Below are 21,893 nucleotides of genomic sequence, written 5' to 3' on the forward strand. Positions count from 1 at the left end.
TGTAGTTTGACACTAGGTTTTATACTAAGTGGGAAAAGGTGGGATTAGGTAGGAATACGTGGTAATTTGTTGTTTTTATGTATAAAATTTAGCATTAAATGCGCGTTTTGTCAAAATAGATTTTGACACCTAAAATTGTAAAAAAGAGCGAAAAATAGTAAAAATTAGAAAAAAGAGCGTTTCAAAGGTAAAAATGAGAGAAGGCTTTGAAAGGTCTGTGAAAACCCTGTGAAAAATTTTGAAAAGTCTGTGAAAGCCCAGAAAACCGCCTTTGAAGCCCCTGTGAAAAAAATCACTCCAAAAGTTCAATCGACTCCAAAACCAACCAAAAATGACAAAAAAAGCAAAAAAGATTTTCACCTATTGATGATTATCTATTTTTAGATGCAATATATACTTATTAATCAAATAATTATATTATTTTTTTAATGTAAAAAGATTTTCATATCGATTTTTCATATTAAAGGGACATTAAGCTGTATCTTATGTAGTTTCTGGATGTGCATTTTCAGCCTCTATTTGACGCTTTAAATGCAATTTTAGAAGAGGTAAAATAAGCTCGACTTCTTCCGTGTCGTTGATGTTTTGAACAAGCTCTTGCAACTTTATACAAAGCTCTGCCGCTAATTCCGCTATATCTTCAGGGGGGAGTTTTATATTTGCATCGCGATAGGTTGTATAAGCTATGCGACCGAGCTTTTTCATGAGTCCAGCAGGGATAGTTTGTGGTTTAAAACCAGCTGCTTTCGCTTTTGCCATGTCACTAAATATTTCACCTTCACCCGTAACGAGCCAATGAGGATTAATGTTATAGGCTGTATAATAGGCGTTAATTACTGAGGATGGAGGCTCATGTGCTCCGATTTCATAATTGGCAAGGGTATTGCGTTGTAAATTAAGGCGTTGAGCAAAAGCACCGCGTTCTTCATTTCCGTAGATTCGTCTTATTTCACGCAACCGTTTTGCGAGTTCTGTTTGTGGTTCTCTTTCAGGGCGTGCCAAAAATGCTCCTTATTCATATTTAGGTTAGCTTAAATTACAGGATTTTAAAAAGAGATTCCCCTATTCATCTTAGAGAGGCATTAAGCCGTATCTTGTGTAGTTTCTAGATGTACTCTTTCAGCCTCTATTTGACGCTTTAAATGAATTTTAAGAAGAGGGAAAGTCGCTTCGACCTCTTCCATGTCGTTGATGTCTTGAACAAGCTCTTGCAACTTTATACAAAGCTCTGCCGCTAATTCCGCTATATCTTCAGGGGGGAGTTTTATATTTGCATCGCGATAGGTTGTATAAGCTATGCGACCGAGTTTTTTCATGAGACCAGCAGGGATAGTTTGTGGTTTAAAACCCGCTGTTTTCGCCTTTGCTACGTCTGTAAACATTTCGCCTTCACCTGTAGCTAGCCATTCCACAGATACACCAAAAATATTTTTGTAAATTACCAACATTGATACAGGTGGTTCGCGCAAGCCAGTTTCGTAGTTACTCATAGTACTTTCAGGTACTGCAAGATGATCAGCAAACTGTTTGCGTTCCAAAAAACCAAGGACAAGACGTACTTCACGTAATCGTTTTGCCAGTTCTGTTTGTGGTTCTTTTTTAGGTCGTCCCAAAAAAAATTACTCCTAATCCACATTTAGGTTGACTAATTCATAAAAGCGAATTATATCTCTAATTACCGCCCGCTATTGAGGGCGTTTATTGTACATTTAACCCCACAAAAAACGGATGGTTTGAGCATCCGTTTAAAGCAGGAGCGAAAGTTATGACAACCACACAAAAATGGGATCGCCATAGTATTTTAGCCGAGCTACGCCGCCGTAACATGACCTTGGCGGAGCTTGCGAAAGCATATCAACTCCCGTCATCCAGTGTTCAACACATCTGGACACGGTCTAACGAGAAAGCCGAACGTGCTATTGCAGACTTTATTGGCTTGCCCGTTGAGCAAGTTTTCTACGACCGCTACCCCAAAAGTCGCCGTCGCATTTTTAAAGCAGCAAAACATGCCAACACAGATTCACGTGCGCATTCTGCTTTGCGCGGTAATGCTGCTTGAACTTCGTTACACGGCTTTGCGTTTTTGCGCATTTGCCATGAATTTAAATACCATAAGATAAAAAGGTTTATCAATGTCTAAAGATCAGTACGAAATAGGCAAGATAAATTGCATAGAGTTGCATCATAGAACAGCCGTTTGGATGGGTTGGTTCTGGCGATTAGGGGGTGGTCATATTGTTTTTATAGGGGGTGGTCATGGTTGCTGCTTGTAATTTATGGACCCCAGAAGCTAGAAGCGATATCGTTAATCCTTATTCAGAAGTTGAACGTTTGGAAGCTATGCTTTCCTGTTCTTTTAAGGCGGTGAGTAGTGGATTTAAGCATCTGCCGATCCGGTATATTATTGACCCTCCGCGTGGCTTATTTGATGCGGCGTTAGCACGACAGATTGTTATTCATATTTTGCATTATCAGTTTGAGGTGCCACGGCGGCGTATTGTTGCGATACAGGCACGTCAGCGGACTTCTATTTCTCTATCTATGCAAGTGATTAACCGGCGTTTGGAAGAACCCGTTTTTGCGAAAGCTTATCAAAGATGGGCGGGGCGTGCGATGGATTTATTCTTTAAAGAAATCAGAAAGGTGGGGGCGTGATGGCACAGTTTCAAAAGCTTGCTCTTGATGTGATTGTGGTGCCGGAGCGTATACGCCCTGTGGATGATGAGCATGCCAAAGCACTTGCGCAATCGATGGCACGGGAGGGATTGATGAACCCTATTACGGTGCGCCATACCCCTAATGCTAAAGAGGGTAATTATACGCTTATTGCTGGTGCGCATCGGCTTCGTGCTGCTGAGCTTTTGGGCTATAGTGACATTGATGCGGTTGTGGTGCAGGCTGATAAGGGCAATGCCGCGCTTTTAGAAGTGGCTGAAAACCTCTTTCGCAATGAATTGTCTGTTATTGACCGCGCGCTTTTTGTCCAGACTTACCGCGAGTTGTGGGAAAAGAAGTATGGGGAAATTAAGGTTGGTGGGGATCATGGTAATCAATATACAGCCAAAAAAGAGCAATTGGGTCAAGTTGACCCTTTGCCAAATGATGGTGACTTGAATGGCAAAGTGCAAACTTTGCATTTTGCCAAACATGTAGCAGATCGTATTGGTTTATCAAAGGAGTCGGTGAAACGCCTTAATCGCATTTCCCAACATTTACAGCCGGAGTTGCGGTCTGTTTTGCGGGGGACAGCATTGGCGGATAATCAAGCGCAATTGTTGAAATTAGCCAAGATGGAGCCGGTTGCACAACGGCGGGTGGCGATTGCTTTGCAACAGGTTGATGGGGATTTACGGCGGGCTGTTGATTTGGTCAATGGGGTTAATACGCCGCCGCAAATTAATGAACAGGAACGGATTTTTGCTCAATTATTAGGGGTGTGGCAGAGAGCAGATGCGCAGACAAAGGCGCGGTTTTGTGATTATCTTGCAAGAGAACAAGGGGAGGTGCTGTCATGAAGAGGCATGGTTGCGGGCAGCTTGATTTTTTCCAAAAGCCGGTTTTTCCTTGTCGTGAACCCGTTGCGCAGATTGATTTAGGGCGGTTTCGCTCACGCATTAAGCGTGCCATGGCTAGGGCTTTGAGAGAATGCCGGCATGAGCGCAGTGTGATTGCGGAGCGTATGGCGCATTATTTAGGGATTGCTTGTTTAAGTAAGGCGAGTTTGGATGCGTATGTGGCGGAAAGTAAGCAGGTGGATATTTCCCTGCCACGGTTTAAAGCCTTTGTGCGGGCGACAGAAGCCTATTGGCTTTGGGATGAGGTGGTGAGTGAGGATGGATTGTTGCTGTTGCAAGGAGATGAGGCGCGTTTAGCAGAAATTGCGCGGCTTCAGCAGGAACAGCGGGAGATTGCAGCGCAATTGAAAGCCATGCGCGCAACGCCGGTTCGCATTAAAAGGGGGCAGCCATGAAGGAATGGTTTACTATTGCCGAATTGGCAGAGGCGGCTTTGCCAGGGTTGCCGAAAACATATAAAAGTCTTGAAAACCACGGACGGGCATATTGGAGAAAAAACTCTGAACTTTCGAGGAAAGTGGGAGGCAAAACCAAGCCGGTTTGGGAGTATCACATTTCCTTATTGCCGGAGGGGGCGCGGGCGGCATTGTTGGTGCGGTTTGGAGTGGGTGTTGATGTGAAACAAACGCAAGGGGAGCAAAAGGCAAGTATTTGGGTGCGTTATGAGGGGCTTTCCAAGGCGCATAAAAGGCGCTGTGAAGAGCGTTTGAAGGCACTTTGTTTTATGGATAATTTGCTTGTTTCTGGTATGGGTGTGCATGATGCGGCAAGTTTGAGTGCGGTGCAATTTGGTGTGAGCCGGATGTCGCTTTTTAATTGGCGGCAGATGGTTGAAGGGTATGAGCGCCCTGATTGGTTGGCAGCTTTAGCGCCTTGTTATGGTGAGGAGAATGTTTCGCAATTTGCGCCGTGTCATGAGGGGGCGTGGGAGGTTTTTTGTTCGGATTATTTGCGCCCCTCTCGCCCTGCTTTTTCGGCGTGTTATCGGCGTATGGTTTCGGTTGCGCAGGAGCGGGGTTTTGAGCCCATTCCTTCAGAGCGGGCATTGCGGCGTCGTTTCAACAGGCAAATTTCTAAGGCTGTTGTGGTTTTAGCGCGTGAGGGAGAAGAAAAGGCAAAAAAGCTTTATCCAGCCCAACGGCGTGATCGCTCCAGCCTGCATGCACTGCAAGCAGTGAATATGGACGGGCATAAGCTGGATGTTTTTGTGAATGTTCCTTGGACAGAGAAGCTTGTGCGGCTTTATCTGATTGCCATTCAAGATCTTTATTCGGGCAAGATTTTATCGTGACGCTTATCGGATGCTGAGAGTTGGGAAATCGTTCGTTTGGTGATTGGGGATATGGTGGAAGCTTATGGCATACCGGAGCGTATGACCTTGGATAATGGGCGTGCCTTTACCAGCAAATGGATTTCTGGAGGTGTGCAAAACCGCTTTCGTTTTAAGATTAAGCCGGATGATCCGCAAGGGCTTTTGACGAGTTTGGGTGTGCAATTGCAATGGACCACCCCTTATAGCGGACAGTCTAAACCGATTGAGCGGGCATGGCGTGATCTGGCAGAAGCGATTTCCAAACATCCCTTTTGTGCAGGGGCTTATACGGGCAATAAACCGGATGCCAAGCCTGAAGATTATGGCAAGCGCGCGATAGGATTTGAAGCGTTTAAAGCCCATGTTGGTGCGCAGATTTGTGCACATAATGCGCAAGCGGGGCGCAAGGCGGTTAATTGTGCGGGGCGCAGTTTTGATGAGACCTTTACTGAGAGCTTGCAAGCCGAGGGGACGATTATTCGGCAAGCAACGGCAGCACAACGGGCTTTATGGCTTTTGACCTCAGAAGCATTGCGTGCGCAAAAGGGTACGGGGGAGATCCATTTTTATGGCAATCGTTATTGGGCGCGGGCGTTGAATGAGCATGCGGGGCAAAAGGTGATTGTACGCTTTGATCCGGATAATTTGCATCAAGATTTACGGGTTTATGATTTGAACAATCGGTTGCTTTGTTTGGCACCATGCCTTTCTGATGTAGGTTTTTATGACCAGCAGGCAGCGCGCTTGAATGGGCGTTTGCGTAAAGAATATGTGAAGGCAGTTAAAGCAGAAAAACAGCTAGCGGCAAAGCTTGCACCTGATCACTTGGCTGATGTTTATGGGCGCCTTGAGAAAAAGGATGAAGCGTTCAAATCGAAGTTTTCGATAAAGCCAAAGGTGAGCCGCTTGATGCCAAACAATGTGGGGAATTTAGCTTTGACAGCAGACGATGATGAGGTTTTGGGGGAGGAAGAATTTAGTACGCACTTGCATAAAGCTTTGAGAAAGCTTTCCGCCTCTGATGAGGGGCGTGAGGTGATCAAGTTTCCCAAGCAATAGAATAAGGAACTAGGAAAAGAGAGGGGGGATTTATAAGAATTCTCAAAAGGAAGCCGATTTTGTATCGCGTACGGCTTGAAGTGTTAACAAAGAAAGGGGGGGAGGAATCTTAATCCATTTCAAAGTCTAATCAATACATGAAGTTTCTAGGTATCTTTGCCTGATCGGGAGAGATGCGTGGAGTTAGCAAGTTCTCTGATGTGTGAGAAAGAGAGGGGATTTGCAAGGTTAGCCGTTTTAGTATCGCGTACGGCTTTAAATGTTTATTGAAGACAAAAGATAAGGGGCGGGTGGGAGCCCTTCCCCTTATCAACAGTCTAAAATCAATACGAAAGGGGAATATACATGAAAAACGCGATAAATGCAACGGTCGATAAAAATCCTTGGGCGCGACCTAAAATCCAGCCCAATGGAACAGCCCAAAACCGCACGAGTGATGACATTGCTTTATGGAATGAGCTTGTGGATGCGGTAAGAGCTTTGGGGCAAATGAATGACTGGTCTAAGGCGGAAGTGGCGCGGCGCATAGGCATGCCGGATGGGACGTTTTCGCAATGGTATGCGGGCAGTTATGCGGGACAGTTGGGGAAGCAAAATGCGAAGGTTCACCAATGGGTTGAGACTTTAAAGGAAACAGCGGGGTTTTTGGAGCGCATTCCTGAAAAGCCGGCTTTTCAGAGGAATCGAATTGCCAGTGAGATCATTGATACTTTAACACTGGCACAAAGTACGGGGGATATGGTGATGATTACGCTTGATGCGGGCAGTGGTAAGACCGAAACCTGCCGCCATTACCGCGCGACCCGCCCGCATGTTTACCTTGTGACAGCAAGCCCGCATACGCGTAGTGTTCATGGTATTTTGAATGATATGGCAGCAGAATTGGAGGTGGTGGAATATAATCCCACCCGCTTAACGCGTGCGATTGGTAAGAAATTAGAGCGTGTTGGTGGCGGAACATTGCTGATTGTTGATGAAGCGCAAAATTTAACGGATGAGGCGATTAATCAGTTGCGCCACTTTGTTGATATCAATGGTACGGGGTTGGCTTTGGTTGGCAATGATGAAATCTCGGGGCGGTTGGTTCATCGTCAAAATGGTCCCTCTTATGCACAAATTAAAAGCCGATTGGCGATGCATTTGAAACGGCGCAAGCCTTATAGTGAGGATATTGCAGCGCGCATTCATGATTGGGGGATTGAAGATGTTGGTGCGATAAAGTTTTTGACGGGGATTGGTTTGAAAGCAGGAGCTTTGCGGCAAATTGACAAAACCATTATGTTGGCACGCATGGCAGCGCTTGGAGATGGGTGTGAGGTGACCCTTAAACATGTCAAAGCGGCATGGAAAAACCGTGACGTGGAGGAATTGGCATGATCCCTTTATGCGACAAAGAATTATCCGATACGCTTGTTGGTCTTTATGACGATTATCAATGCGGTTTTGATATTGGAGAAAAGCTTAAATTGTGTGTTGATTTGGCGTTATTGCTTGAATTGGAGTTGAGTGTTCACCGTTTGGGGGAAGCGGATGCGGTTTTGGAAGGCCAAGTTTCAGAAGTTTTGGCTGAGTGTGACAGCTCTGATCGAGATGAAGATAAGAGCAATCGTGTGATTTATATGGATTTTGGAGGAAGCAAATGATGGAACGCAACCCCTATATGGTAAGAGATAGCTTGATTGCTTTGCGCTCTGCCTTTTTACAGTATGAGGTGAATGGCATTTTTATGCATGGACAAGATGTTCGAGAATTGAATGAGTATTTGCGTCGTTTGGCAGGCTATAACCACGTTTTAGGTCATGAGCTTATGCGGTGTCGTTGGCAATTGAAAGCGGGATGTGCGCCTTCTTCAGGGGATGTTGTGCCATTTCGTCGGTTTCAAAAAACATAAGGAGGAGATTGGTGATGAATCCACAAATTGAACTTGAAGGTACGCGTTATATGAAGGATGCGAAAGGGGCTTTGGTGCCGGTAAGCCTGATCCGTCCTGCGGATTTGTTAGAAGATGAAACGGTACGCAAAATTATGGGTTTTGCGAAAGAATTATCGGCAAGGATTGCGCGTTTTAACAACCATACGATTGCGGATTTGAGTGATTTTGATAGCTTGCTTGCGCAAGAATATGGTGTGGAGCGGCGTGGCAAAAAGGGCAATTGTACTTACACAAGCTTTGATGGTTTGCAACGTATTAAGGTGCAAGTTCAGGAAAGTGTTGATTTTGGACCGCAATTGCAAATTGCCAAAAGCCTTCTTGATGAGTGTTTGAATGAGTGGTCTGCGGATGCACGCCCTGAAATCCGTGCGATTATTACGCGTGCTTTTAACGGATAAAGAAGGCAAGGTGAATCGAGGGGAGATCTTTATGCTGTTGCGTTTGGATATTGATGATCCACGCTGGAAAGAGGCGATGCGTGCCATTCGTGAGTCATTGCGTGTGACGACATCTAAGGAATATGTGCGTTTTTATGAGCGCGATACATTGGAAAGCCCTTGGCGGGCTGTGACCATTGATCTGGCGAAGACATGAGGGGGTGAGATGTCTTTAGCTGTCCTTCATATGGGCAAACGCGCGTTAGGTCTTGATGATGAGACCTATCGCGCACTGCTCTATCGCTTGACAGGCAAGCAATCGGCGAAAGATTTGAGTGTTTTAGAGAAGCGTTTAGTCGTCGCTGAAATGAAAGCGTGTGGTTTTGAGCCGAGTGTGAAGCGTTTAGAGGGGAAATATGCCAAGAAGTTACAGGCGCTTTGGATTGCTGGGTGGAATCTTGGCATTATTCGTGATCGTTCAGATAAGGCGTTGCTTGCCTTTGTGAAAAGACAGACGGGGATTGATCATATTCGCTTTTTACGCGATAGCGATGATGCATGCAGAGCCATTGAGGCGTTGAAAGGTTGGTTGCAGCGTGAGGGTGGGGTTGACTGGAGAGGGAAAAACCGCGAAGATTCATGGAGGAAGAAACCAAGCATTTCCATTTTGTGTGCCCAATGGAAGTGTTTAAATCCGGATGCTGTGTTTGATGTGGAAGCTTTTCACCAAAGTGTTATGGCGTTAAGTGGTAAAGCTTTGGGCGAGATGAATGGGGGCGACTTTAGAGAAGTGATGAATGTTTGGGGGCGAAAAATCCGTAAAGGTGTTAAAAGCGAGGGGTAAGCATGCATGCACGAGGAAATCTATAGCGATTTTCCTGCCTTATTGCGTGAAATAGCTGATGTTGCGGGCAGTGAGGCGGCATGGAATATGATGCGGGCTTTTGGTGGACGAGAAGTTTATATACCTGGGCGTCTTGAGAGTGCGGATTGGTTGATTGAAATTGTTGGCTTTGAAGAAGCCGAGCAACTCATCAACCATTTTTGTTTTAATGGTTCGGGTGTGCGCCTTCTTATCCCCCTTGGCAGAGATGCTGAACGGCGGCAAAAAATGGTGCAAGCGTTGCAAAAAGGCTGGTCGGTTGATGCTGCAGCTGCTGTTTCTGGTATGCATGTGCGTACAGCCTATCGCTTGAAGAAGAAAATTTCTTTGCAAGAGCCACAAGGTTTATTATTTCCAGAGTTTTATGAGTATTGAGAGTTTTGACTGACAGTGTCAGGCTTATATTGGGGGTTTGAAATCCGATAAACTGCGAATGGATTTTTATTCATTGAGTGGTTTGTTATGGTTTCAATAGATGCTTCTTTTCTTCATCGCCTTGCGCCTAAACTGGCGCATCATGCGCGCCAAGATTTTATTATTGTTGAAATGGCACGCGTGTTGCCTAAAGCTTTATCTTATGGGGCGATCACGACACGTTTGCGTGTTGCGCATTTTTTAAGCCAATGTGCCCATGAGAGTGATGGTTTTTTTACCGTTTGTGAATATGCCTCTGGGCGTGCTTATGAGGGACGCAAAGATTTAGGCAATGTCAACCCTGGGGATGGTGTGCGCTTTAAGGGGCGTGGTTTGATCCAATTAACGGGACGCAATAATTATCGTCGTTTTACGAAGTTTTGGCGCTTAGTCGATGAACAAGCGGTTGATTGTGAGGCTTTTCCGCAAGTGCTGGAACAGTTTCCAGCTGCTCTTTGGTCTGCTGTTTGGTTTTGGCAAGCGAAAAGCTTAAATAGGCTTGCTGATCAAGATGATTATCTCAGGATTACCAAGGCGATCAATGGGGGTAAGAATGGACTTGTGCAACGTTTGACCTATTTAAACCGCGCTAAAAAGCTTTTGGAGCTGTCATGCGAGGTGAAGGTATGAAGCCGTCTTATCGTGGTTCTAGGCTCTATTTATGGTGGTCCTTTTGGTTTGCTTGGGGGGTTATTTTTTTGCTCGTTTCTGGTGGTTTGTGGGGGGCTCCGCATATTGTTGATATGGCGAGCATTTCTATTCCTTCGATGGTGGCGATTATTGTTGGCAATTTGGGGGTGCATCGTGGCTTTGGTTCGTTGGATTTTTCTAATAGGAAACATTCCCATAAGCGGCATAGCAGCTCCTATGATGGGGTGGAGATAACGGGGTGGGGGGATAAGCGCAATGTTTAGCCCACTTTCAAAACTGTCTTTTGGTATGCTTTTTTTGGTCAGTGTGATGTTGGCGGCTTTTGGCTTTATGAAAGCGCAAATTTTAAAAGCGGAAAAGGCGCGTGATTTGTATTGGCAGTTGGAGATTGCCAAGGCTTCAGCACGTGCGCTGCTTGTACAAGAGCGACAAAGACAAGCAGCGTTTGAAGCTGAGCATCGAGCGCAAGGGGTGATTTCGGCTTTGGAACAAAAGCTTGTGAAAATGGAGGAGGTCAATGCAGTATTGCCAACTACTGGCTGTGGTATTGGGCTTGAGCGTGTGCGCTTGCTCAACAACCAAGCCAGTGAATAGCCTTTCTTATCAGTTTTTATCGGTTGAATTGCCGCCTGTTGTTCGCATGGTGTGTTCCCGTCCAGCTTTATTGCCAGAGCGTGCTTTGAATGCGCGCGAAGTGGTGCATTATTGGAGCCGTGATCGTGCTGCTTTATTGATTTGTGAACAGCGCCGTGCTGCTGCGGTTCAAGCGGTTTTAGGCAAGAGGGCGGGGGTGATCAAATGAATTTGGATATCAGTGTTGCCAATGGCTGGTTGTCTTTATTGTTATCGGTTATTGCGATTTGTGGGGTTTTGAGAGCCTATTTTTCTTCCGGTGCGCGGGAAATGCTGAAAGATATCACGGCGCTTAAAGAGCGTGTGCAAAAGTTAGAAACAGAGATGGATTTTTTGCCTGATCGCGATGCGCTGCAAAGATTAGAAGTGAATATGGAACGTTTGAATGGTCGTCTCAATACACTTTCTGCGCAGTTGCAACCGGTGGCAGCCATTGGTGAGCGCTTGCAAGAGTTTTTGTTGGAGAATGCCAAGAAATGAAAGCAGATATGGATAAAATCATCCGTGAAGAAGCGCGGTTGATTATTTTAAAAGGGCTTGCTTGTGAGCGCAGTGAAACTTTATCGAGTGCGATGATTGAGCGGCTTTTATACAGTTATGGCATCAGGCGCGATCGCGATTTTGTGCATAATGAACTGGCATGGATGGAAGATCAAGGTGCTGTTACGTTAAAATGTGTGGGTTCGGTTTTTCTTGCGGCATTAACAGAACGGGGAGCGCGTCATTTAGACCGGAGCTTTTCCATTGAGGGGATTAAGCGGCCTAAACGTTCATCAATAAAATACGAGGTGAAGGATGCGCAAGGTCGGGCGTGGACGTTTAACGGCGATTGATTTATTGCCGCAAGCTTGTGATCAGATTATTGCTGCAGCTGCTGAGGCTTTAAATGGGCGTGAGAAGACACAAATGGCTATTTATGGTGAGTTTAAAGCGGCTTTGAAGGCTTTACGAAAGGAAACGGGTCTCAGCTTTTCTATTCCCTCTTTTTCCAGTTTTAATCGTTATTCTTTGCGGCTAGCCGTGATGTCAAGGCGCCTAGAACAGACAAGAGAAATTGCCGCAAGCCTCTCGCAGCGCTTTGATGCTAAAGCTTCTGATAATATCACTCTTTTGACAGCAGCAGCGATTAAGGAGTTGATTTTTTCAACGTTGAGCAGTGGGAAAAACCTTTCGCCAAAAGCGGCACAAGAATTAGCCAATGCGCTCAAAGGGGTTTTGGCGGCTGAACATTTGTCGACCACCAGACGGCAAAGATTAGAGAAGGATTTTACCACTAAAGCAAGTAAAGCGGTTGATGTGGCAGCAGCAGCGGCGGGGCTTTCAGAAGAAACAGCGCGGGCTATACGTGCGCAAGTGTTGGGGGTTAAAAATGGCTGAAGGGTGTGAATCTTCTGAACAGATTGCTTTTAAAAGTCATGCCCATGCGCATCAAAACGCCTATGACATTTGGCAGAGGAGTACTTTTCCCAAAGAGAGTGATCCCTTAGCGGAAGGGGTTTTGATGGCGCATCAACGGGCATGGATTGAGGATAAATCACCGTTAAAACTGGCGGAAAAGGGGCGACGCACCGGTATTACTTTTGCTGAAGCTTTGGATGATACTCTTATTGCGGCGGCGAGCGTTAAGGCAGGGGGCGATAATGTTTTTTATATTGGAGACACCAGAGACAAGGGACGTGAATTTATTGGTTATGTGAGCAATTTTGCGAGGGCAATCACTCGTAATAGTGGGGATGTGGAGGAATTTTTATTCTCTGATCAAAGGGCGGATGGTTCAACGAAATATATCTCTGCTTATCGGGTGCGTTTTGCTTCGGGGTTTCGGGTTGAGGCGCTTTCTAGCCGCCCTGAAAACATTCGGGGGCTACAGGGCATTGTAGTGATTGACGAGGCGGCTTTTCATCAAGATGTGCGCTCTGTTTTGGATGCAGTCAACGCTTTGTTGATTTGGGGAGGCAAGATCCGTGTGATCTCTACCCATAACGGTGTTTTAAACCCTTTCAATGAATTGATCCGTGAGGCGCGAGCAGGAAAAGTGCCTTTTTCGGTGCATTGTTACCCCTTTGGTGTGGCTGTTAAAAATGGCTTGTTTAAACGAGTTTGTGCCATGAAGGGGGAGGTGTGGAGTTTAGCATCTGAGCAACAATGGGAAGAGCAAATTCGTGCCTCTTATGGGGTGCGTTTGGCTGCTATGCGCCAAGAATTAGATGCCATACCAGCCGATCAAGAAGGAGCGGCTTTAACACGCTTACAGATTGAAAATTGTTGCGCGTCTGATATTGCGGTGTTGCGTTTTGCTTGTGTGGATAATTTTAAAAATCAATCGGAACATCAACGAAGTCAAGCTGCTTTTGCTTGGTGTGAGAAGCATGTAAAACCTCTTCATGCTGGGCTTGACCGGCGGCGCCAACATGTTTTTGGCGTTGATTTTGCTAGGTCTGGTGATGCCACCTCCATTGTGGTGATGGAGGTGGGACAAGATCTGGTGCGCCGTGTACGGTTTATGGTGGAATTGCGCAATATGCCGTTTGATCAACAAAGAGAGATTTTATTTTATGGGGTGAATGGTTTGCCACGTTTGATGGGCGGCGCGTTAGATGCGCGGGGCAATGGGGCTTATTTAGCGGAAAAAGCGGCGCAACGTTATGGCGCTCTTGTGAAGGAAGTTCCCTTGTCACAAAGTTGGTATGGCAAGGAAATGCCGGCTTATTTAGAAGCCTTTGGGGATGGGACGATTGTTTTGCCGCGCGATAGCGATATTGTTGCCGATCATCAAGCGCTTGCTTATGTCAATGGCATTGTAAAAATTCCCGATCATCATCGCTTTAAAGGCAGTGACGGTTTTATGCGCCATGGTGATAGCGCGATTGCTTGCGCTTTGGCTTATTTTGCCAGCCGCCAAACTCCTGAAATTTATGATTATACACCTGTGAGAGAGGCTTATCGTTTTGATGAAAGCTCGCTCTTTTCAACGCCTTTTTTTTCAACAATGCGATCAAAGATTTATTGATGGGATGATGAGATGGTAAAACTTTTAGATCAGTGGGGCAGGGCGCTTAATATCAAAGGGTTGGAGAGAGAAGTCGCAAGCCCTACCATTGACGGTGTTCGTGATGTGTGGTCACAAACCATTGTCAGTGGTCTCACCCCTGCGCAACTTGCTGATATTTTACAACAGGCAGCAGGGGGGCATCCAGAGCAGTTTTTCCAACTTGCCGATGATATGGAAGAGCGTGATTTACATTATCGTGCTGTGCTTGGCATGCGTAAAAATGCTCTCACAGGGGTGGAGCCTGGAGTGATTGCCGCAAGCAACAGTGCATTGGACAAAAAGATTGCGGATGCGGTGCGGGAAGTGATTAGTGCGCCTACCTTTGTTGATGATTATGTGACGGATTTGTTAGATGCTTTGGGAAAAGGCTATGCGATTGTTGAAACTTTGTGGGACAAGAGTGCCAAGGAATGGTGGCCGGTTGCTTGGAAATGGAGGGACCAGCGGTTTTTTCAATTGGATCGGCGGGATGGTTTTCATTTGCGTTTAAAAGAAGAGGGCTCTCACTATGGTATTGAGTTGCCTGCTTATAAATTTTCCATTCATCGCCCAAAGTTAAAAAGTGGTTTACCTATCCGCACGGGGCTTGCACGCCTTGCAGCTTGGGCTTTTTTGTTTAAGTCTTATACCTTAAAAGATTGGATGGCATTTTTAGAAGTTTATGGCATGCCTTTGCGTGTGGGCAAATATGGGGCGAGCTCTTCTCATGAGGAACGGCGGGTTCTCATTCAAGCTGTACGTGATTTATCCAGTGATGCGGCAGCAATTATTCCCAAAGAAATGGAGATTGAGTTTATTGAGGCAGCAGGAGGCAGTGGCAATGCGGTTTTTGCTGCGAAAGCTGAATATTTAGATCGGCAGATCTCAAAGGGTGTGTTGGGACAAACGATGACGACGGATGATGGTTCGTCCTTTTCGCAAGCACGCATTCATGAAAATGTGCGTCATGATATTGCCAGAGCTGATGCACGCCAATTAGCCTTGACAGCTAATTGTGATTTGATTGTGCCCTTTGTTGAGATTAATTTTGGGCGCCAAGAGCGCACTCCCCTTGTCTATTGGCCGATTTCTGAAAATGAAGATATTAAAGCCATCAGTGACGCTTTGGAAAAACTTGTGCCCTTGGGTTTGCGTGTTGGGGCGCAAGAAGTGCGCAATAAGATTGGCTTTTCGCAACCAAAAAAGGAAGAGGATGTTTTAAAGGCTCCTGATAATTCGCTTGATGATGAGAGGGGACAAGAGGATGGTGAGGCAAGACAAAAAGCTCATGTTTGTGCTGATTGTGGAGGTGTTTTTGATGTTTCTGTGACAAGAGAGGACAAGGGTGGAAAAGAGCAGGGTGGGAAACATCACGACGAATTGGACCGGCTTTCACAAGAAGCTTTAAGCGACTGGGAAGAGGACTTAGAACCCCTTTTAGAGCCTTTTAAAAAGCTTGTGAGAGAAGCAAAAAGTTATGAGGATATCCTTAAAGGCTTAGATGAATTATTGGGTGAGATGGATCATCATGCATTAGCAGCGCGCTTGGCAAAGGTGCAAATGATTGCACGTGGGCTTGGGTATCATGGATGAGGAACTTTTTAAAACCGCCCCTAAAGAGGTCACCCGTTATTTTGAAGCCAAGGCTCTTGTTCCAAGCTTTGATTGGCGTGATATAGCACCAGAAGAACATGCCTTTTCCTTTACGGTGGCAAAATCGCTAGGCTATGACATTTTAGAAGATTTTAAACAAGCGGTTGGAGAGGCTATAAAACATCAAGTTCCTTTTCAAGAATTTCAAAAAAATTTGATGCCGATTTTACAGGAAAAGGGTTGGTGGGGTAAAAAGACTGCCATTGACCCCAAAACTGGTGAAAAGAGCGTGGTGCAATTGGGCAGCCCACGGCGTTTAGAAACGGTCTATTGGGCCAATACCATGAGTGCGCATGCGGCAGGGGAGTGGGAGCGCACACAAAATAATAAAGAATTTTTGCCCTATCTCACCTATGCTTTGTCGAGTTCAGAACATAAGCGTTTAGAACATGAAAGTTGGGTGGGGTTTACAGCACCTGTTGATGATCCGGTTTGGGATTGGCTTTATCCACCCAATGGTTGGCGGTGTAAATGCAGTGTACGGCAGGTAAGCCGTTATGAAGCAGACAATTTAGGATATGAAGAGGGGGCAGAGCCACTTCCTGTTGAAAAGCAGGTTTGGCGCAATAAACGGACGGGGAAAGTTGAGAAGATACCAAAGGGGATTGATCCTGGTTGGCATTCTAATCCTGGGAAACATCGCGCGCAAAACTTAAGCAATTTTTTGAGTGATAAAGTCTCTGTGATGGGGGACAATCGAAAACGCATTGCCATTGAAGATATTGTGGGTTCACCACTTTTGGAAGCCATGTTTGAAGGACGTATGCCTCGCGGGTTTATTCCCATTGCTCCGATGATAAATAAGGTGGGTGATGTTTTTGCAGCGGACGGTTCTCTTATTCGCTTATCTTCAGACAGTGTGAAACATATTTTGTTAGAGCATCAAGCGCGTGATCTTCGCTTGGATGATTTTCGTGGCGCCATTCAAACACTCATCCGCCCCCATGGCATCATCAGGCGAAAAGGTGTACCGAGCGTTGTGTTTTTGGGTGAAAATGATGAGGTATGGTGGCGCTTAGCGGTTAAATTTGTGGCAAGCAAACAAGAATGGTGGTTGACTTCCATGCATAAAAAAAGCTCTAGAGAAATTGGACGCTTATTGGATGCGGCTGAAAAAAAGGGCGAGAGGTTGTTGTAAAGAAAACAACAGGAAAGACCTGTTGGCTTTTGTGAAATGAGAAGGCGTGGAGGGCGGTCAACTCCTCGCAGATCCGGTAAAACCGTCCTGGTATAACTGGCTCACGCCTCGTGGGTAATCTAACAGTTTCAACGTTTAAAAGCAATCTCTCAAAAAACGACTTGAGAAAAACCATGTTGGCTTTTGTGAAGAGAGTCGATGCGTGAGAAAATAAGAAGGCGTGGAGGGCGGTCAACTCCTCGCAGATCCGGTAAAACCGTCCTGGCAAAACTGGCTCACGCCTTACCTCCAATGATATAATGTTTTTAAGCCAAAAAGCAATCTTTAAAAAAACGGCTTGAGAGAGGCTTTTTTGTATAAGATGATAAAATGTACCTCTCACTTCACAACGGCGCTCTATCGCCTTTGAAGTGCCTTTGAAAACGATTTTATGGGATGGTTTAGCATGGGGGTTTCTCTCACAAGGAGAAGAATAGGGAAAAGAGTGCTTTTTGAGAAATGCTCTTTTGACTGACAGTGTCAGACTTATAGTGGGAGTAAGTTTCATGCATTGTATTGCCAATGACAATTGTAAAGCAAGAGGCAATGCATGGGAAAAGAATATGGGGAGAAAGAATATAAGGGGCAAGAATTTTCCGAAGATCAGAAAGATGCGCATGCTAAGACATGCCATGATGAGATATGTGATGCCCAGATATGTCATACAGAGACATTTCATGCTGCGTTTGTAGATCTTTGCCAAGACGTCACCGTTAGGCAAGCGCCTGAATGGGTGCAGTTGTTGCCCAAGGCACCCCATGTGAAAGCGCGTGATGGACGGCAATGGCATTATCGTCCGCAAACCATTTTAAAAGCTTTTGCAGCCAATAAAGGACCGCTTGTGATTGATTATGAGCATGGACAACATCACCGAGCTCAAAATGGTTTAGAAGCACCTGCCAGTGGTTGGATTGAAGAATTAGCAGAGCGGGATGGTGCGATTTGGGGGCGTGTTAAATGGACCGATATGGCCGCCAAGAAAATTATAACCCAAGAATATCGCTATCTTTCGCCTGAGTTTCGCCATTCGAAGAAAGGTGAAATTTTGAATTTAGCCGGTGCTGGACTGGTCAATCGTCCAGCCCTTGTCATGACGGCTTTAAGCCGTGAACAGCCTTCCCCTATAACTTTGACGGAGAAAATGATGGATTTGACAGCCATTGCCAGTGCACTATCGCTGGCAGAAGATGCTAAAGCGGATGAGGTTTTAGCAACGCTTAAAGCACGGGAAAAGGAACGTGTGGAACTTTGTGCGCAATTAAAAAAAGCGCGAGAAGATTTAGCGCTTTTGCAAGAAGAGCAAAAAAACAGTGCCATTGAGAGCCTTTTGGATAAGGCAATTGAAGCAGGAAAAGTTCTCCCTGCTGCGCGCGAGGAATATCGTGCGCTCTGTAGCCTTGAAGGGGGGATGGAGCATTTTAAAAGTTTGGTCGAGAAGTTGCCGGCTCTTGCAGAAGCAAGTCCTTTGGGGGCGTTTTGTTCCACGCAAGAACAAAATCTTGCACCTGAAGAGGTTGCCCTTGCGGCACGCCATTATCAGGAAGAGCAGAAGCAAAAAGGCTTCGACATCACCATTAGCCAAGCGGTTGAGTATATTAGCGAGCAAAAGGAGCGCCCATTATGAGTACGATGATTTTGATTAAATCTTTTCGCGCCATAGATGTGATTTCACCTTATTGCATTGTTGCAGCGCGCACTGAGGGAATGGTGGCAACGGCTTCTGGTAAGGGTGATAAATTATTAGGGACTGCTGGCTCGCTAGGCGCCAAGGCTGGTGAGATGATTGATGTTGGCCAATGTGGTTGGGGCGAAGTGGTTTGTGGGGGCAATGTTTCCTTTGGTGATTTTTTGACCTCTGACCCCAAAGGACACGCCATTAAAGCGGAAGCTGCAGATCGCACCATTGGTATTGCCATGAGTGATGGTTCTGCTGGTGATGTTATTTCTTTTAAAATTAATTAATCGAGGCATAAAATGAACAGACCTTTTCCCATTGATCCAACACTCACCGCTATAGCTATTGGTTATCGCAATCCAGCAGGTTCTCTTATTGGCGATAAAGTTTTGCCACGCGTTTGTGTTTTAAGTGAGGTGTTTAAATATAGTGAATTTCCCTTAGCGGAAAATTTTACGGTGCCGGAGCTTGAGATTGGACGTAAAGGACGCCCGAATTTGGTGGAATTTTCTGCCTTTGAACGGGAAGCTAGTGTTAAAGATTACGGGCTTGATGATCTTATCCCCAATTCAGATATTGAAGCAGCGGCACGCGCCAGGGCGGAGCGACGCTCTCGTTATAACCCCGAAAAGACAGCTGTAGAGGGACTTGCCAATTTACTAGAATTGGGGCGTGAAGTGCGTGTTGCAGCCCTTGTGCAAAGAAGTGAAAATTACGCACCAGAGCGCGTGATAACTCTCAAAGGTGAGAATAAATTCAGTGACTATGAAAAATCTGACCCTTATGCCACTTTAGATGAAGCGATGGATAAAAGTCTCGTCTATACGCCCAACACCATTGTGATGGGTAAAGTTGTTTGGTCAAAACTCAAACGTCATCCCAAAATCATTAAAGCCGTTAAAGGGGGTGGCACTGCTGATGGTTTTGTCACCAAGGCGCAATTTGCTGATCTGATGGAAATACACCCTGAACGGTTACTCATTGGTGAATCGCAAGTGAATTTGGCCCGCAAAGGACGCGCGGCACAATTGGCACGCGTTTGGGGCAATAAGATTGCGCTGCTTTATATTGACCCTACCAAACAACAGGCGGATGGTTCGGTGATCAGTTGGGGCTTTAGTGCCCAGTTGGGCGAGCGTTTGTCTGGAGTGATCAATGATCCAGATATCGGCTTATCAGGCGGTAAACGGGTGCGTGTGGGGGAACGTGTGTGTGAATTGGTTGCCGCAAAAGATGCCGGCGTTTTGTTGCAAGAAGTTGTCTAAGGGAAACTTTTAAACATGGCTTATGCAAGCAAAAGATTGATTGAAGAGCTCTGGGGTGATGACTTCTTGGATGATTTGTGCGGGATGGATGAGAGTTCTGATCCAGTTTTTTCAGAGCAAGCCATTGCCCGCGCGCTCGAACAGGCAAGTGGTGAGATTGATGTGCATTTGTCTCATCGCTACTGCGTCCCCATTGCTGGACAGCCGGCGGCTTTGGGTATGATCTGTGTCAATATTGCTGTTTATAATTTAGCCATACGCCATACGGCACTGACCACGACCATTGAAGATCGTTACAAACAGGCGGTTGATTTGCTGAAACGTATTGCGGAAGGCAAAGCGGGTTTAGGCATAGATGAGCCTAAAATTATGAGCGAAGATGGTCCCGTGCGTGATGGGGCTTTTTTCCATGCTAAGCCGCGTTTGATGGGAAGATAACATGTCTGTTTCAACCCATATTGAGATTAAAGAGATGGGGCTTGAAGCGGCTTTATCCTTTTTGCAAAAGGGAGCTGATCGCTCGATGGGGACTTTGGCACAAGGGGTTGGGCGTCTTATCCAAGAGAGCACAAGGCGGCGGATTCAAAGCGAAAAAATGTCTGCCCAAGGAGAGAAGTGGAAAAACAATCATGCTCGCACCTCCATTCTTTATGCCAGTGGGGCGCTTTCACGCTCCATTGATATGAAGGCTTCACCAGAACAGGTGATTGTGGGCTCTGGGTTGGTTTATGCGCGGATTCACCAATTGGGTGGGGTTATTCGCCCGAAAAATGGCAAGACACTGCGCTTTTTTCTGAAAAGCGGCAAGGCACACCGCTTTGTTTGTGTGCATCAAGTGACCATGCCCGCACGCCCTTATTTGGGGCTTTCAGAGCACAATAAAATGGAAATTGTCAAAGCGACAGAAGATTGGCTGGAAAGGGTCTTTTCATGAGTCAAACGATCACACAAGCAGGGCGCATTAATCAGTTTCGTGAAGCGGTGATAAGAAGCCTTAAAGGCGCTTTGCCGGATGTGCGTGATTGCGGCTGTCAATTTGGACGCTTTAACTTAGAAGAACTTGAAACACAGATGCTGGTGGCTCCAGCTGTGCGTGTTGCAGTGTTAGAAAGCCGTTTAATTTCTGTTGCTTCTGGACAGATGAGTGCTGATCTTCATTTAGGGGCTTTTATTATTACCACGGGCAAAGAGCGTGATGTTTCCAGTTGGCTTTTAGCAGAAGCCATTGCGGTGCTTTGTCATAGCGGGCAATTGTGGGGGCTAACGCATTTGAGTGCCCCGCGTGAGGTGCAAATTGAACCGATTATCTCTGCGGCGATTAAGCAGCGTGGTGTATCGATAAGCGTGGTGGAATGGCACCAAGATTTGCATCAGTTGGGACGAGATATTTTTTGTGATGAAGGACAACTCAAAAGTGGTTTGATTTCATGGGACAATGAGGTGTTGGCATGAATGATGCGCATCTTTTGAGTGACACCTTGCGGCAAATAATGAAGCGTCTTGATGCGCTTGAACGCTGTCTTGCCAACCAGCACATGATCGGGCGGGTTGTGCAAGTTGATGGCCATAGGGTGCGGGTGAAACTTTGCGAACAGGGTTCTAATGGACAAGCGGTTTTATCGCCTTGGCTACAAGCGCAAGAAGCTTCTGGCACTCTCTCAAGCAATATGCCCCTCCATGTTGGTGATCCGGTGCGGTTGTTAAATCCCCATGGCGAAATTGGTTATGCTTCTCTGGTGGTGCGCGATAGCTATAGTGAGGATGCGCCTAATCCCGCACGCTCGCCGCAAGAACTTGCTCTGTGTTATGCGGGTGGCGCTTTGCGTATCACGAAGGATGAGCTCATTCTCTCCCATGGGGAAAATCAAATTCATTTGAGTGCACAAGGTTTGGTGCTTTCTCATCAAGCAACCCGTGTTGAATTAACGGGCAGTGTGCACATTCAAGCAGAAGATTTACAGCACAATCAAAAATCTGTTGGCGCAAGCCACAAACACGGTGGGGTCAAAATGGGTCCCTCCACAACCTCTTATCCCCTTTAAAGGAGTTTATCATGCGTGAGAACACTTATGTTATTTTAACCAATGCCGATTTTGTTGCAGGCAAGCGTTCACCAGGCAAGGGTGAGGAAATTTGTTTAAGTGAGGAAGCGGCTAAATATCCGTTGCTGCTTGGTCAGATCGCTGAAAAACCAGCCCCTGTTGTTGCTGCGGCCCCAACGGTCTCTACCACAAAGACAACAAAGGGTGCTTAAA

30 protein-coding genes and 2 pseudogenes are annotated in these 21,893 nt (G+C 46.1%); 30 read left to right on the plus strand and 2 right to left on the minus strand.

Annotated elements, in window-relative coordinates; all coding sequences use genetic code 11:
* Positions 1 to 483 precede the first annotated feature (483 nt).
* Both ACFIMG_RS06020 and ACFIMG_RS06025 read right to left on the minus strand, forming a co-directional pair.
* Entirely contained in the window at positions 484 to 1,002 is a 519-nt protein-coding gene (locus ACFIMG_RS06020; protein ID WP_375679165.1) for a helix-turn-helix transcriptional regulator, read from the minus strand.
* An 80-nt stretch (positions 1,003 to 1,082) separates the two neighbouring features.
* The gene (locus tag ACFIMG_RS06025; RefSeq protein ID WP_375679166.1) at positions 1,083 to 1,613 is read right to left on the minus strand and encodes a helix-turn-helix domain-containing protein; all 531 of its coding nucleotides are present in this window, start codon (positions 1,611 to 1,613) and stop codon (positions 1,083 to 1,085) included.
* Positions 1,614 to 1,765: 152 nt separating this feature from the next.
* On the opposite strand from ACFIMG_RS06025, the gene ACFIMG_RS06030 reads away from it, so the two are divergent.
* The 30 genes and pseudogenes from ACFIMG_RS06030 to ACFIMG_RS06175 all read left to right on the plus strand — a co-directional run bounded on the left by ACFIMG_RS06030 (position 1,766) and on the right by ACFIMG_RS06175 (position 21,892).
* Positions 1,766 to 2,059: a helix-turn-helix domain-containing protein gene (locus ACFIMG_RS06030; RefSeq protein ID WP_375679167.1), complete on the plus strand. Its 294-nt coding sequence runs from the start codon at positions 1,766 to 1,768 to the stop codon at positions 2,057 to 2,059.
* Between the two features lie 73 nt (positions 2,060 to 2,132).
* On the plus strand, positions 2,133 to 2,273 hold the full coding sequence (locus ACFIMG_RS06035) for a hypothetical protein (protein WP_375679168.1): 141 nt from the start codon (positions 2,133 to 2,135) through the stop codon (positions 2,271 to 2,273).
* The gene (locus ACFIMG_RS06040) at positions 2,257 to 2,655 is read left to right on the plus strand and encodes a hypothetical protein (protein ID WP_375679170.1); all 399 of its coding nucleotides are present in this window, start codon (positions 2,257 to 2,259) and stop codon (positions 2,653 to 2,655) included. The genes ACFIMG_RS06035 and ACFIMG_RS06040 overlap by 17 nt, the downstream gene beginning before the upstream one ends.
* Complete coding sequence (locus tag ACFIMG_RS06045) at positions 2,655 to 3,515, plus strand: ParB/RepB/Spo0J family partition protein (protein WP_375679171.1); 861 nt, start codon at positions 2,655 to 2,657, stop codon at positions 3,513 to 3,515. Before ACFIMG_RS06040 ends, ACFIMG_RS06045 begins: the two co-directional genes overlap by 1 nt.
* A complete protein-coding gene (locus ACFIMG_RS06050) occupies positions 3,512 to 3,970 on the plus strand; it encodes a hypothetical protein (protein WP_375679172.1) in 459 nt (152 codons plus the stop codon). Before ACFIMG_RS06045 ends, ACFIMG_RS06050 begins: the two co-directional genes overlap by 4 nt.
* Positions 3,967 to 5,946: pseudogene (locus ACFIMG_RS06055) on the plus strand (transposase domain-containing protein). The gene ACFIMG_RS06050 and the pseudogene ACFIMG_RS06055 overlap by 4 nt, the downstream one beginning before the upstream one ends.
* Before the next feature lie 345 nt (positions 5,947 to 6,291).
* Entirely contained in the window at positions 6,292 to 7,323 is a 1,032-nt protein-coding gene (locus ACFIMG_RS06060) for an AAA family ATPase (RefSeq protein WP_375679173.1), read from the plus strand.
* Positions 7,320 to 7,589: a hypothetical protein gene (locus ACFIMG_RS06065; protein ID WP_375679174.1), complete on the plus strand. Its 270-nt coding sequence runs from the start codon at positions 7,320 to 7,322 to the stop codon at positions 7,587 to 7,589. Before ACFIMG_RS06060 ends, ACFIMG_RS06065 begins: the two co-directional genes overlap by 4 nt.
* On the plus strand, positions 7,586 to 7,837 hold the full coding sequence (locus ACFIMG_RS06070) for a hypothetical protein (protein WP_375679175.1): 252 nt from the start codon (positions 7,586 to 7,588) through the stop codon (positions 7,835 to 7,837). Before ACFIMG_RS06065 ends, ACFIMG_RS06070 begins: the two co-directional genes overlap by 4 nt.
* Positions 7,838 to 7,851: 14 nt before the next feature.
* A pseudogene (locus ACFIMG_RS06075) lies at positions 7,852 to 8,473 on the plus strand (DUF3164 family protein).
* 9 nt (positions 8,474 to 8,482) lie between these two features.
* Positions 8,483 to 9,100, plus strand: a complete 618-nt coding sequence (locus tag ACFIMG_RS06080) for a regulatory protein GemA (RefSeq protein WP_375679176.1) — start codon at positions 8,483 to 8,485, stop codon at positions 9,098 to 9,100.
* Between the two features lie 6 nt (positions 9,101 to 9,106).
* Positions 9,107 to 9,514, plus strand: coding sequence for a helix-turn-helix domain-containing protein (locus ACFIMG_RS06085; protein WP_375679177.1), 408 nt, complete (start codon positions 9,107 to 9,109; stop codon positions 9,512 to 9,514).
* 87 nt (positions 9,515 to 9,601) lie between these two features.
* Positions 9,602 to 10,183, plus strand: a complete 582-nt coding sequence (locus ACFIMG_RS06090; RefSeq protein ID WP_375679178.1) for a glycoside hydrolase family 19 protein — start codon at positions 9,602 to 9,604, stop codon at positions 10,181 to 10,183.
* Entirely contained in the window at positions 10,180 to 10,467 is a 288-nt protein-coding gene (locus ACFIMG_RS06095) for a hypothetical protein (RefSeq protein WP_375679179.1), read from the plus strand. The genes ACFIMG_RS06090 and ACFIMG_RS06095 overlap by 4 nt, the downstream gene beginning before the upstream one ends.
* Positions 10,460 to 10,798: a hypothetical protein gene (locus ACFIMG_RS06100; protein WP_375679180.1), complete on the plus strand. Its 339-nt coding sequence runs from the start codon at positions 10,460 to 10,462 to the stop codon at positions 10,796 to 10,798. Before ACFIMG_RS06095 ends, ACFIMG_RS06100 begins: the two co-directional genes overlap by 8 nt.
* Positions 10,791 to 11,006, plus strand: coding sequence for a hypothetical protein (locus ACFIMG_RS06105; protein WP_375679181.1), 216 nt, complete (start codon positions 10,791 to 10,793; stop codon positions 11,004 to 11,006). Before ACFIMG_RS06100 ends, ACFIMG_RS06105 begins: the two co-directional genes overlap by 8 nt.
* Positions 11,003 to 11,317 (plus strand): DUF2730 family protein, encoded by a 315-nt coding sequence (locus ACFIMG_RS06110; RefSeq protein WP_375679182.1) that lies wholly within the window; start codon positions 11,003 to 11,005, stop codon positions 11,315 to 11,317. Before ACFIMG_RS06105 ends, ACFIMG_RS06110 begins: the two co-directional genes overlap by 4 nt.
* The gene (locus ACFIMG_RS06115) at positions 11,314 to 11,670 is read left to right on the plus strand and encodes a hypothetical protein (protein ID WP_375607967.1); all 357 of its coding nucleotides are present in this window, start codon (positions 11,314 to 11,316) and stop codon (positions 11,668 to 11,670) included. The genes ACFIMG_RS06110 and ACFIMG_RS06115 overlap by 4 nt, the downstream gene beginning before the upstream one ends.
* On the plus strand, positions 11,633 to 12,214 hold the full coding sequence (locus ACFIMG_RS06120; RefSeq protein WP_375679183.1) for a phage protein Gp27 family protein: 582 nt from the start codon (positions 11,633 to 11,635) through the stop codon (positions 12,212 to 12,214). The genes ACFIMG_RS06115 and ACFIMG_RS06120 overlap by 38 nt, the downstream gene beginning before the upstream one ends.
* Complete coding sequence (locus ACFIMG_RS06125) at positions 12,207 to 13,847, plus strand: hypothetical protein (RefSeq protein WP_375693585.1); 1,641 nt, start codon at positions 12,207 to 12,209, stop codon at positions 13,845 to 13,847. Before ACFIMG_RS06120 ends, ACFIMG_RS06125 begins: the two co-directional genes overlap by 8 nt.
* A gap of 12 nt (positions 13,848 to 13,859) precedes the next feature.
* Positions 13,860 to 15,461, plus strand: coding sequence for a DUF935 domain-containing protein (locus ACFIMG_RS06130; RefSeq protein WP_375678773.1), 1,602 nt, complete (start codon positions 13,860 to 13,862; stop codon positions 15,459 to 15,461).
* Positions 15,454 to 16,659: a phage minor head protein gene (locus ACFIMG_RS06135; RefSeq protein WP_375678774.1), complete on the plus strand. Its 1,206-nt coding sequence runs from the start codon at positions 15,454 to 15,456 to the stop codon at positions 16,657 to 16,659. Before ACFIMG_RS06130 ends, ACFIMG_RS06135 begins: the two co-directional genes overlap by 8 nt.
* A 589-nt stretch (positions 16,660 to 17,248) precedes the next feature.
* Positions 17,249 to 18,322 (plus strand): phage protease, encoded by a 1,074-nt coding sequence (locus ACFIMG_RS06140; protein ID WP_375678772.1) that lies wholly within the window; start codon positions 17,249 to 17,251, stop codon positions 18,320 to 18,322.
* Positions 18,319 to 18,660: a hypothetical protein gene (locus ACFIMG_RS06145; protein WP_375678771.1), complete on the plus strand. Its 342-nt coding sequence runs from the start codon at positions 18,319 to 18,321 to the stop codon at positions 18,658 to 18,660. The genes ACFIMG_RS06140 and ACFIMG_RS06145 overlap by 4 nt, the downstream gene beginning before the upstream one ends.
* Before the next feature lie 12 nt (positions 18,661 to 18,672).
* A complete protein-coding gene (locus tag ACFIMG_RS06150; protein WP_375678770.1) occupies positions 18,673 to 19,638 on the plus strand; it encodes a capsid protein in 966 nt (321 codons plus the stop codon).
* A 15-nt stretch (positions 19,639 to 19,653) separates the two neighbouring features.
* Positions 19,654 to 20,076 carry a gp436 family protein gene (locus ACFIMG_RS06155; RefSeq protein ID WP_375678769.1) on the plus strand — a complete coding sequence of 141 codons (423 nt, stop codon included), beginning with the start codon at positions 19,654 to 19,656 and terminating at the stop codon, positions 20,074 to 20,076.
* A gap of 1 nt (position 20,077) precedes the next feature.
* On the plus strand, positions 20,078 to 20,572 hold the full coding sequence (locus ACFIMG_RS06160) for a phage virion morphogenesis protein (protein ID WP_375678768.1): 495 nt from the start codon (positions 20,078 to 20,080) through the stop codon (positions 20,570 to 20,572).
* Positions 20,569 to 21,090, plus strand: a complete 522-nt coding sequence (locus tag ACFIMG_RS06165; protein WP_375678767.1) for a hypothetical protein — start codon at positions 20,569 to 20,571, stop codon at positions 21,088 to 21,090. Before ACFIMG_RS06160 ends, ACFIMG_RS06165 begins: the two co-directional genes overlap by 4 nt.
* Positions 21,087 to 21,680, plus strand: a complete 594-nt coding sequence (locus tag ACFIMG_RS06170; protein ID WP_375678766.1) for a baseplate assembly protein — start codon at positions 21,087 to 21,089, stop codon at positions 21,678 to 21,680. Before ACFIMG_RS06165 ends, ACFIMG_RS06170 begins: the two co-directional genes overlap by 4 nt.
* A gap of 11 nt (positions 21,681 to 21,691) precedes the next feature.
* Positions 21,692 to 21,892: a hypothetical protein gene (locus tag ACFIMG_RS06175; RefSeq protein ID WP_375678765.1), complete on the plus strand. Its 201-nt coding sequence runs from the start codon at positions 21,692 to 21,694 to the stop codon at positions 21,890 to 21,892.
* Position 21,893 lies beyond the last annotated feature (1 nt).

It is taken from the genome of Bartonella sp. AP11XZML (assembly GCF_042196445.1).
GTDB lineage: Bacteria > Pseudomonadota > Alphaproteobacteria > Rhizobiales > Rhizobiaceae > Bartonella.

Bases quoted from the DNA above. Each gene is read 5' to 3' on its own strand.
- ACFIMG_RS06030 (WP_375679167.1), top strand. From the start codon at position 1,766: ATGACAACCACACAAAAATGGGATCGCCATAGTATTTTAGCCGAGCTA.
- ACFIMG_RS06035 (WP_375679168.1), top strand. From the start codon at position 2,133: ATGTCTAAAGATCAGTACGAAATAGGCAAGATAAATTGCATAGAGTTG.
- ACFIMG_RS06040 (WP_375679170.1), top strand. From the start codon at position 2,257: ATGGTTGCTGCTTGTAATTTATGGACCCCAGAAGCTAGAAGCGATATC.
- ACFIMG_RS06045 (WP_375679171.1), top strand. From the start codon at position 2,655: ATGGCACAGTTTCAAAAGCTTGCTCTTGATGTGATTGTGGTGCCGGAG.
- ACFIMG_RS06050 (WP_375679172.1), top strand. From the start codon at position 3,512: ATGAAGAGGCATGGTTGCGGGCAGCTTGATTTTTTCCAAAAGCCGGTT.
- ACFIMG_RS06060 (WP_375679173.1), top strand. From the start codon at position 6,292: ATGAAAAACGCGATAAATGCAACGGTCGATAAAAATCCTTGGGCGCGA.
- ACFIMG_RS06065 (WP_375679174.1), top strand. From the start codon at position 7,320: ATGATCCCTTTATGCGACAAAGAATTATCCGATACGCTTGTTGGTCTT.
- ACFIMG_RS06070 (WP_375679175.1), top strand. From the start codon at position 7,586: ATGATGGAACGCAACCCCTATATGGTAAGAGATAGCTTGATTGCTTTG.
- ACFIMG_RS06080 (WP_375679176.1), top strand. From the start codon at position 8,483: ATGTCTTTAGCTGTCCTTCATATGGGCAAACGCGCGTTAGGTCTTGAT.
- ACFIMG_RS06085 (WP_375679177.1), top strand. From the start codon at position 9,107: ATGCACGAGGAAATCTATAGCGATTTTCCTGCCTTATTGCGTGAAATA.
- ACFIMG_RS06090 (WP_375679178.1), top strand. From the start codon at position 9,602: ATGGTTTCAATAGATGCTTCTTTTCTTCATCGCCTTGCGCCTAAACTG.
- ACFIMG_RS06095 (WP_375679179.1), top strand. From the start codon at position 10,180: ATGAAGCCGTCTTATCGTGGTTCTAGGCTCTATTTATGGTGGTCCTTT.
- ACFIMG_RS06100 (WP_375679180.1), top strand. From the start codon at position 10,460: ATGTTTAGCCCACTTTCAAAACTGTCTTTTGGTATGCTTTTTTTGGTC.
- ACFIMG_RS06110 (WP_375679182.1), top strand. From the start codon at position 11,003: ATGAATTTGGATATCAGTGTTGCCAATGGCTGGTTGTCTTTATTGTTA.
- ACFIMG_RS06115 (WP_375607967.1), top strand. From the start codon at position 11,314: ATGAAAGCAGATATGGATAAAATCATCCGTGAAGAAGCGCGGTTGATT.
- ACFIMG_RS06120 (WP_375679183.1), top strand. From the start codon at position 11,633: ATGCGCAAGGTCGGGCGTGGACGTTTAACGGCGATTGATTTATTGCCG.
- ACFIMG_RS06125 (WP_375693585.1), top strand. From the start codon at position 12,207: ATGGCTGAAGGGTGTGAATCTTCTGAACAGATTGCTTTTAAAAGTCAT.
- ACFIMG_RS06130 (WP_375678773.1), top strand. From the start codon at position 13,860: ATGGTAAAACTTTTAGATCAGTGGGGCAGGGCGCTTAATATCAAAGGG.
- ACFIMG_RS06135 (WP_375678774.1), top strand. From the start codon at position 15,454: ATGGATGAGGAACTTTTTAAAACCGCCCCTAAAGAGGTCACCCGTTAT.
- ACFIMG_RS06140 (WP_375678772.1), top strand. From the start codon at position 17,249: ATGGGAAAAGAATATGGGGAGAAAGAATATAAGGGGCAAGAATTTTCC.
- ACFIMG_RS06145 (WP_375678771.1), top strand. From the start codon at position 18,319: ATGAGTACGATGATTTTGATTAAATCTTTTCGCGCCATAGATGTGATT.
- ACFIMG_RS06150 (WP_375678770.1), top strand. From the start codon at position 18,673: ATGAACAGACCTTTTCCCATTGATCCAACACTCACCGCTATAGCTATT.
- ACFIMG_RS06155 (WP_375678769.1), top strand. From the start codon at position 19,654: ATGGCTTATGCAAGCAAAAGATTGATTGAAGAGCTCTGGGGTGATGAC.
- ACFIMG_RS06160 (WP_375678768.1), top strand. From the start codon at position 20,078: ATGTCTGTTTCAACCCATATTGAGATTAAAGAGATGGGGCTTGAAGCG.
- ACFIMG_RS06165 (WP_375678767.1), top strand. From the start codon at position 20,569: ATGAGTCAAACGATCACACAAGCAGGGCGCATTAATCAGTTTCGTGAA.
- ACFIMG_RS06170 (WP_375678766.1), top strand. From the start codon at position 21,087: ATGAATGATGCGCATCTTTTGAGTGACACCTTGCGGCAAATAATGAAG.
- ACFIMG_RS06175 (WP_375678765.1), top strand. From the start codon at position 21,692: ATGCGTGAGAACACTTATGTTATTTTAACCAATGCCGATTTTGTTGCA.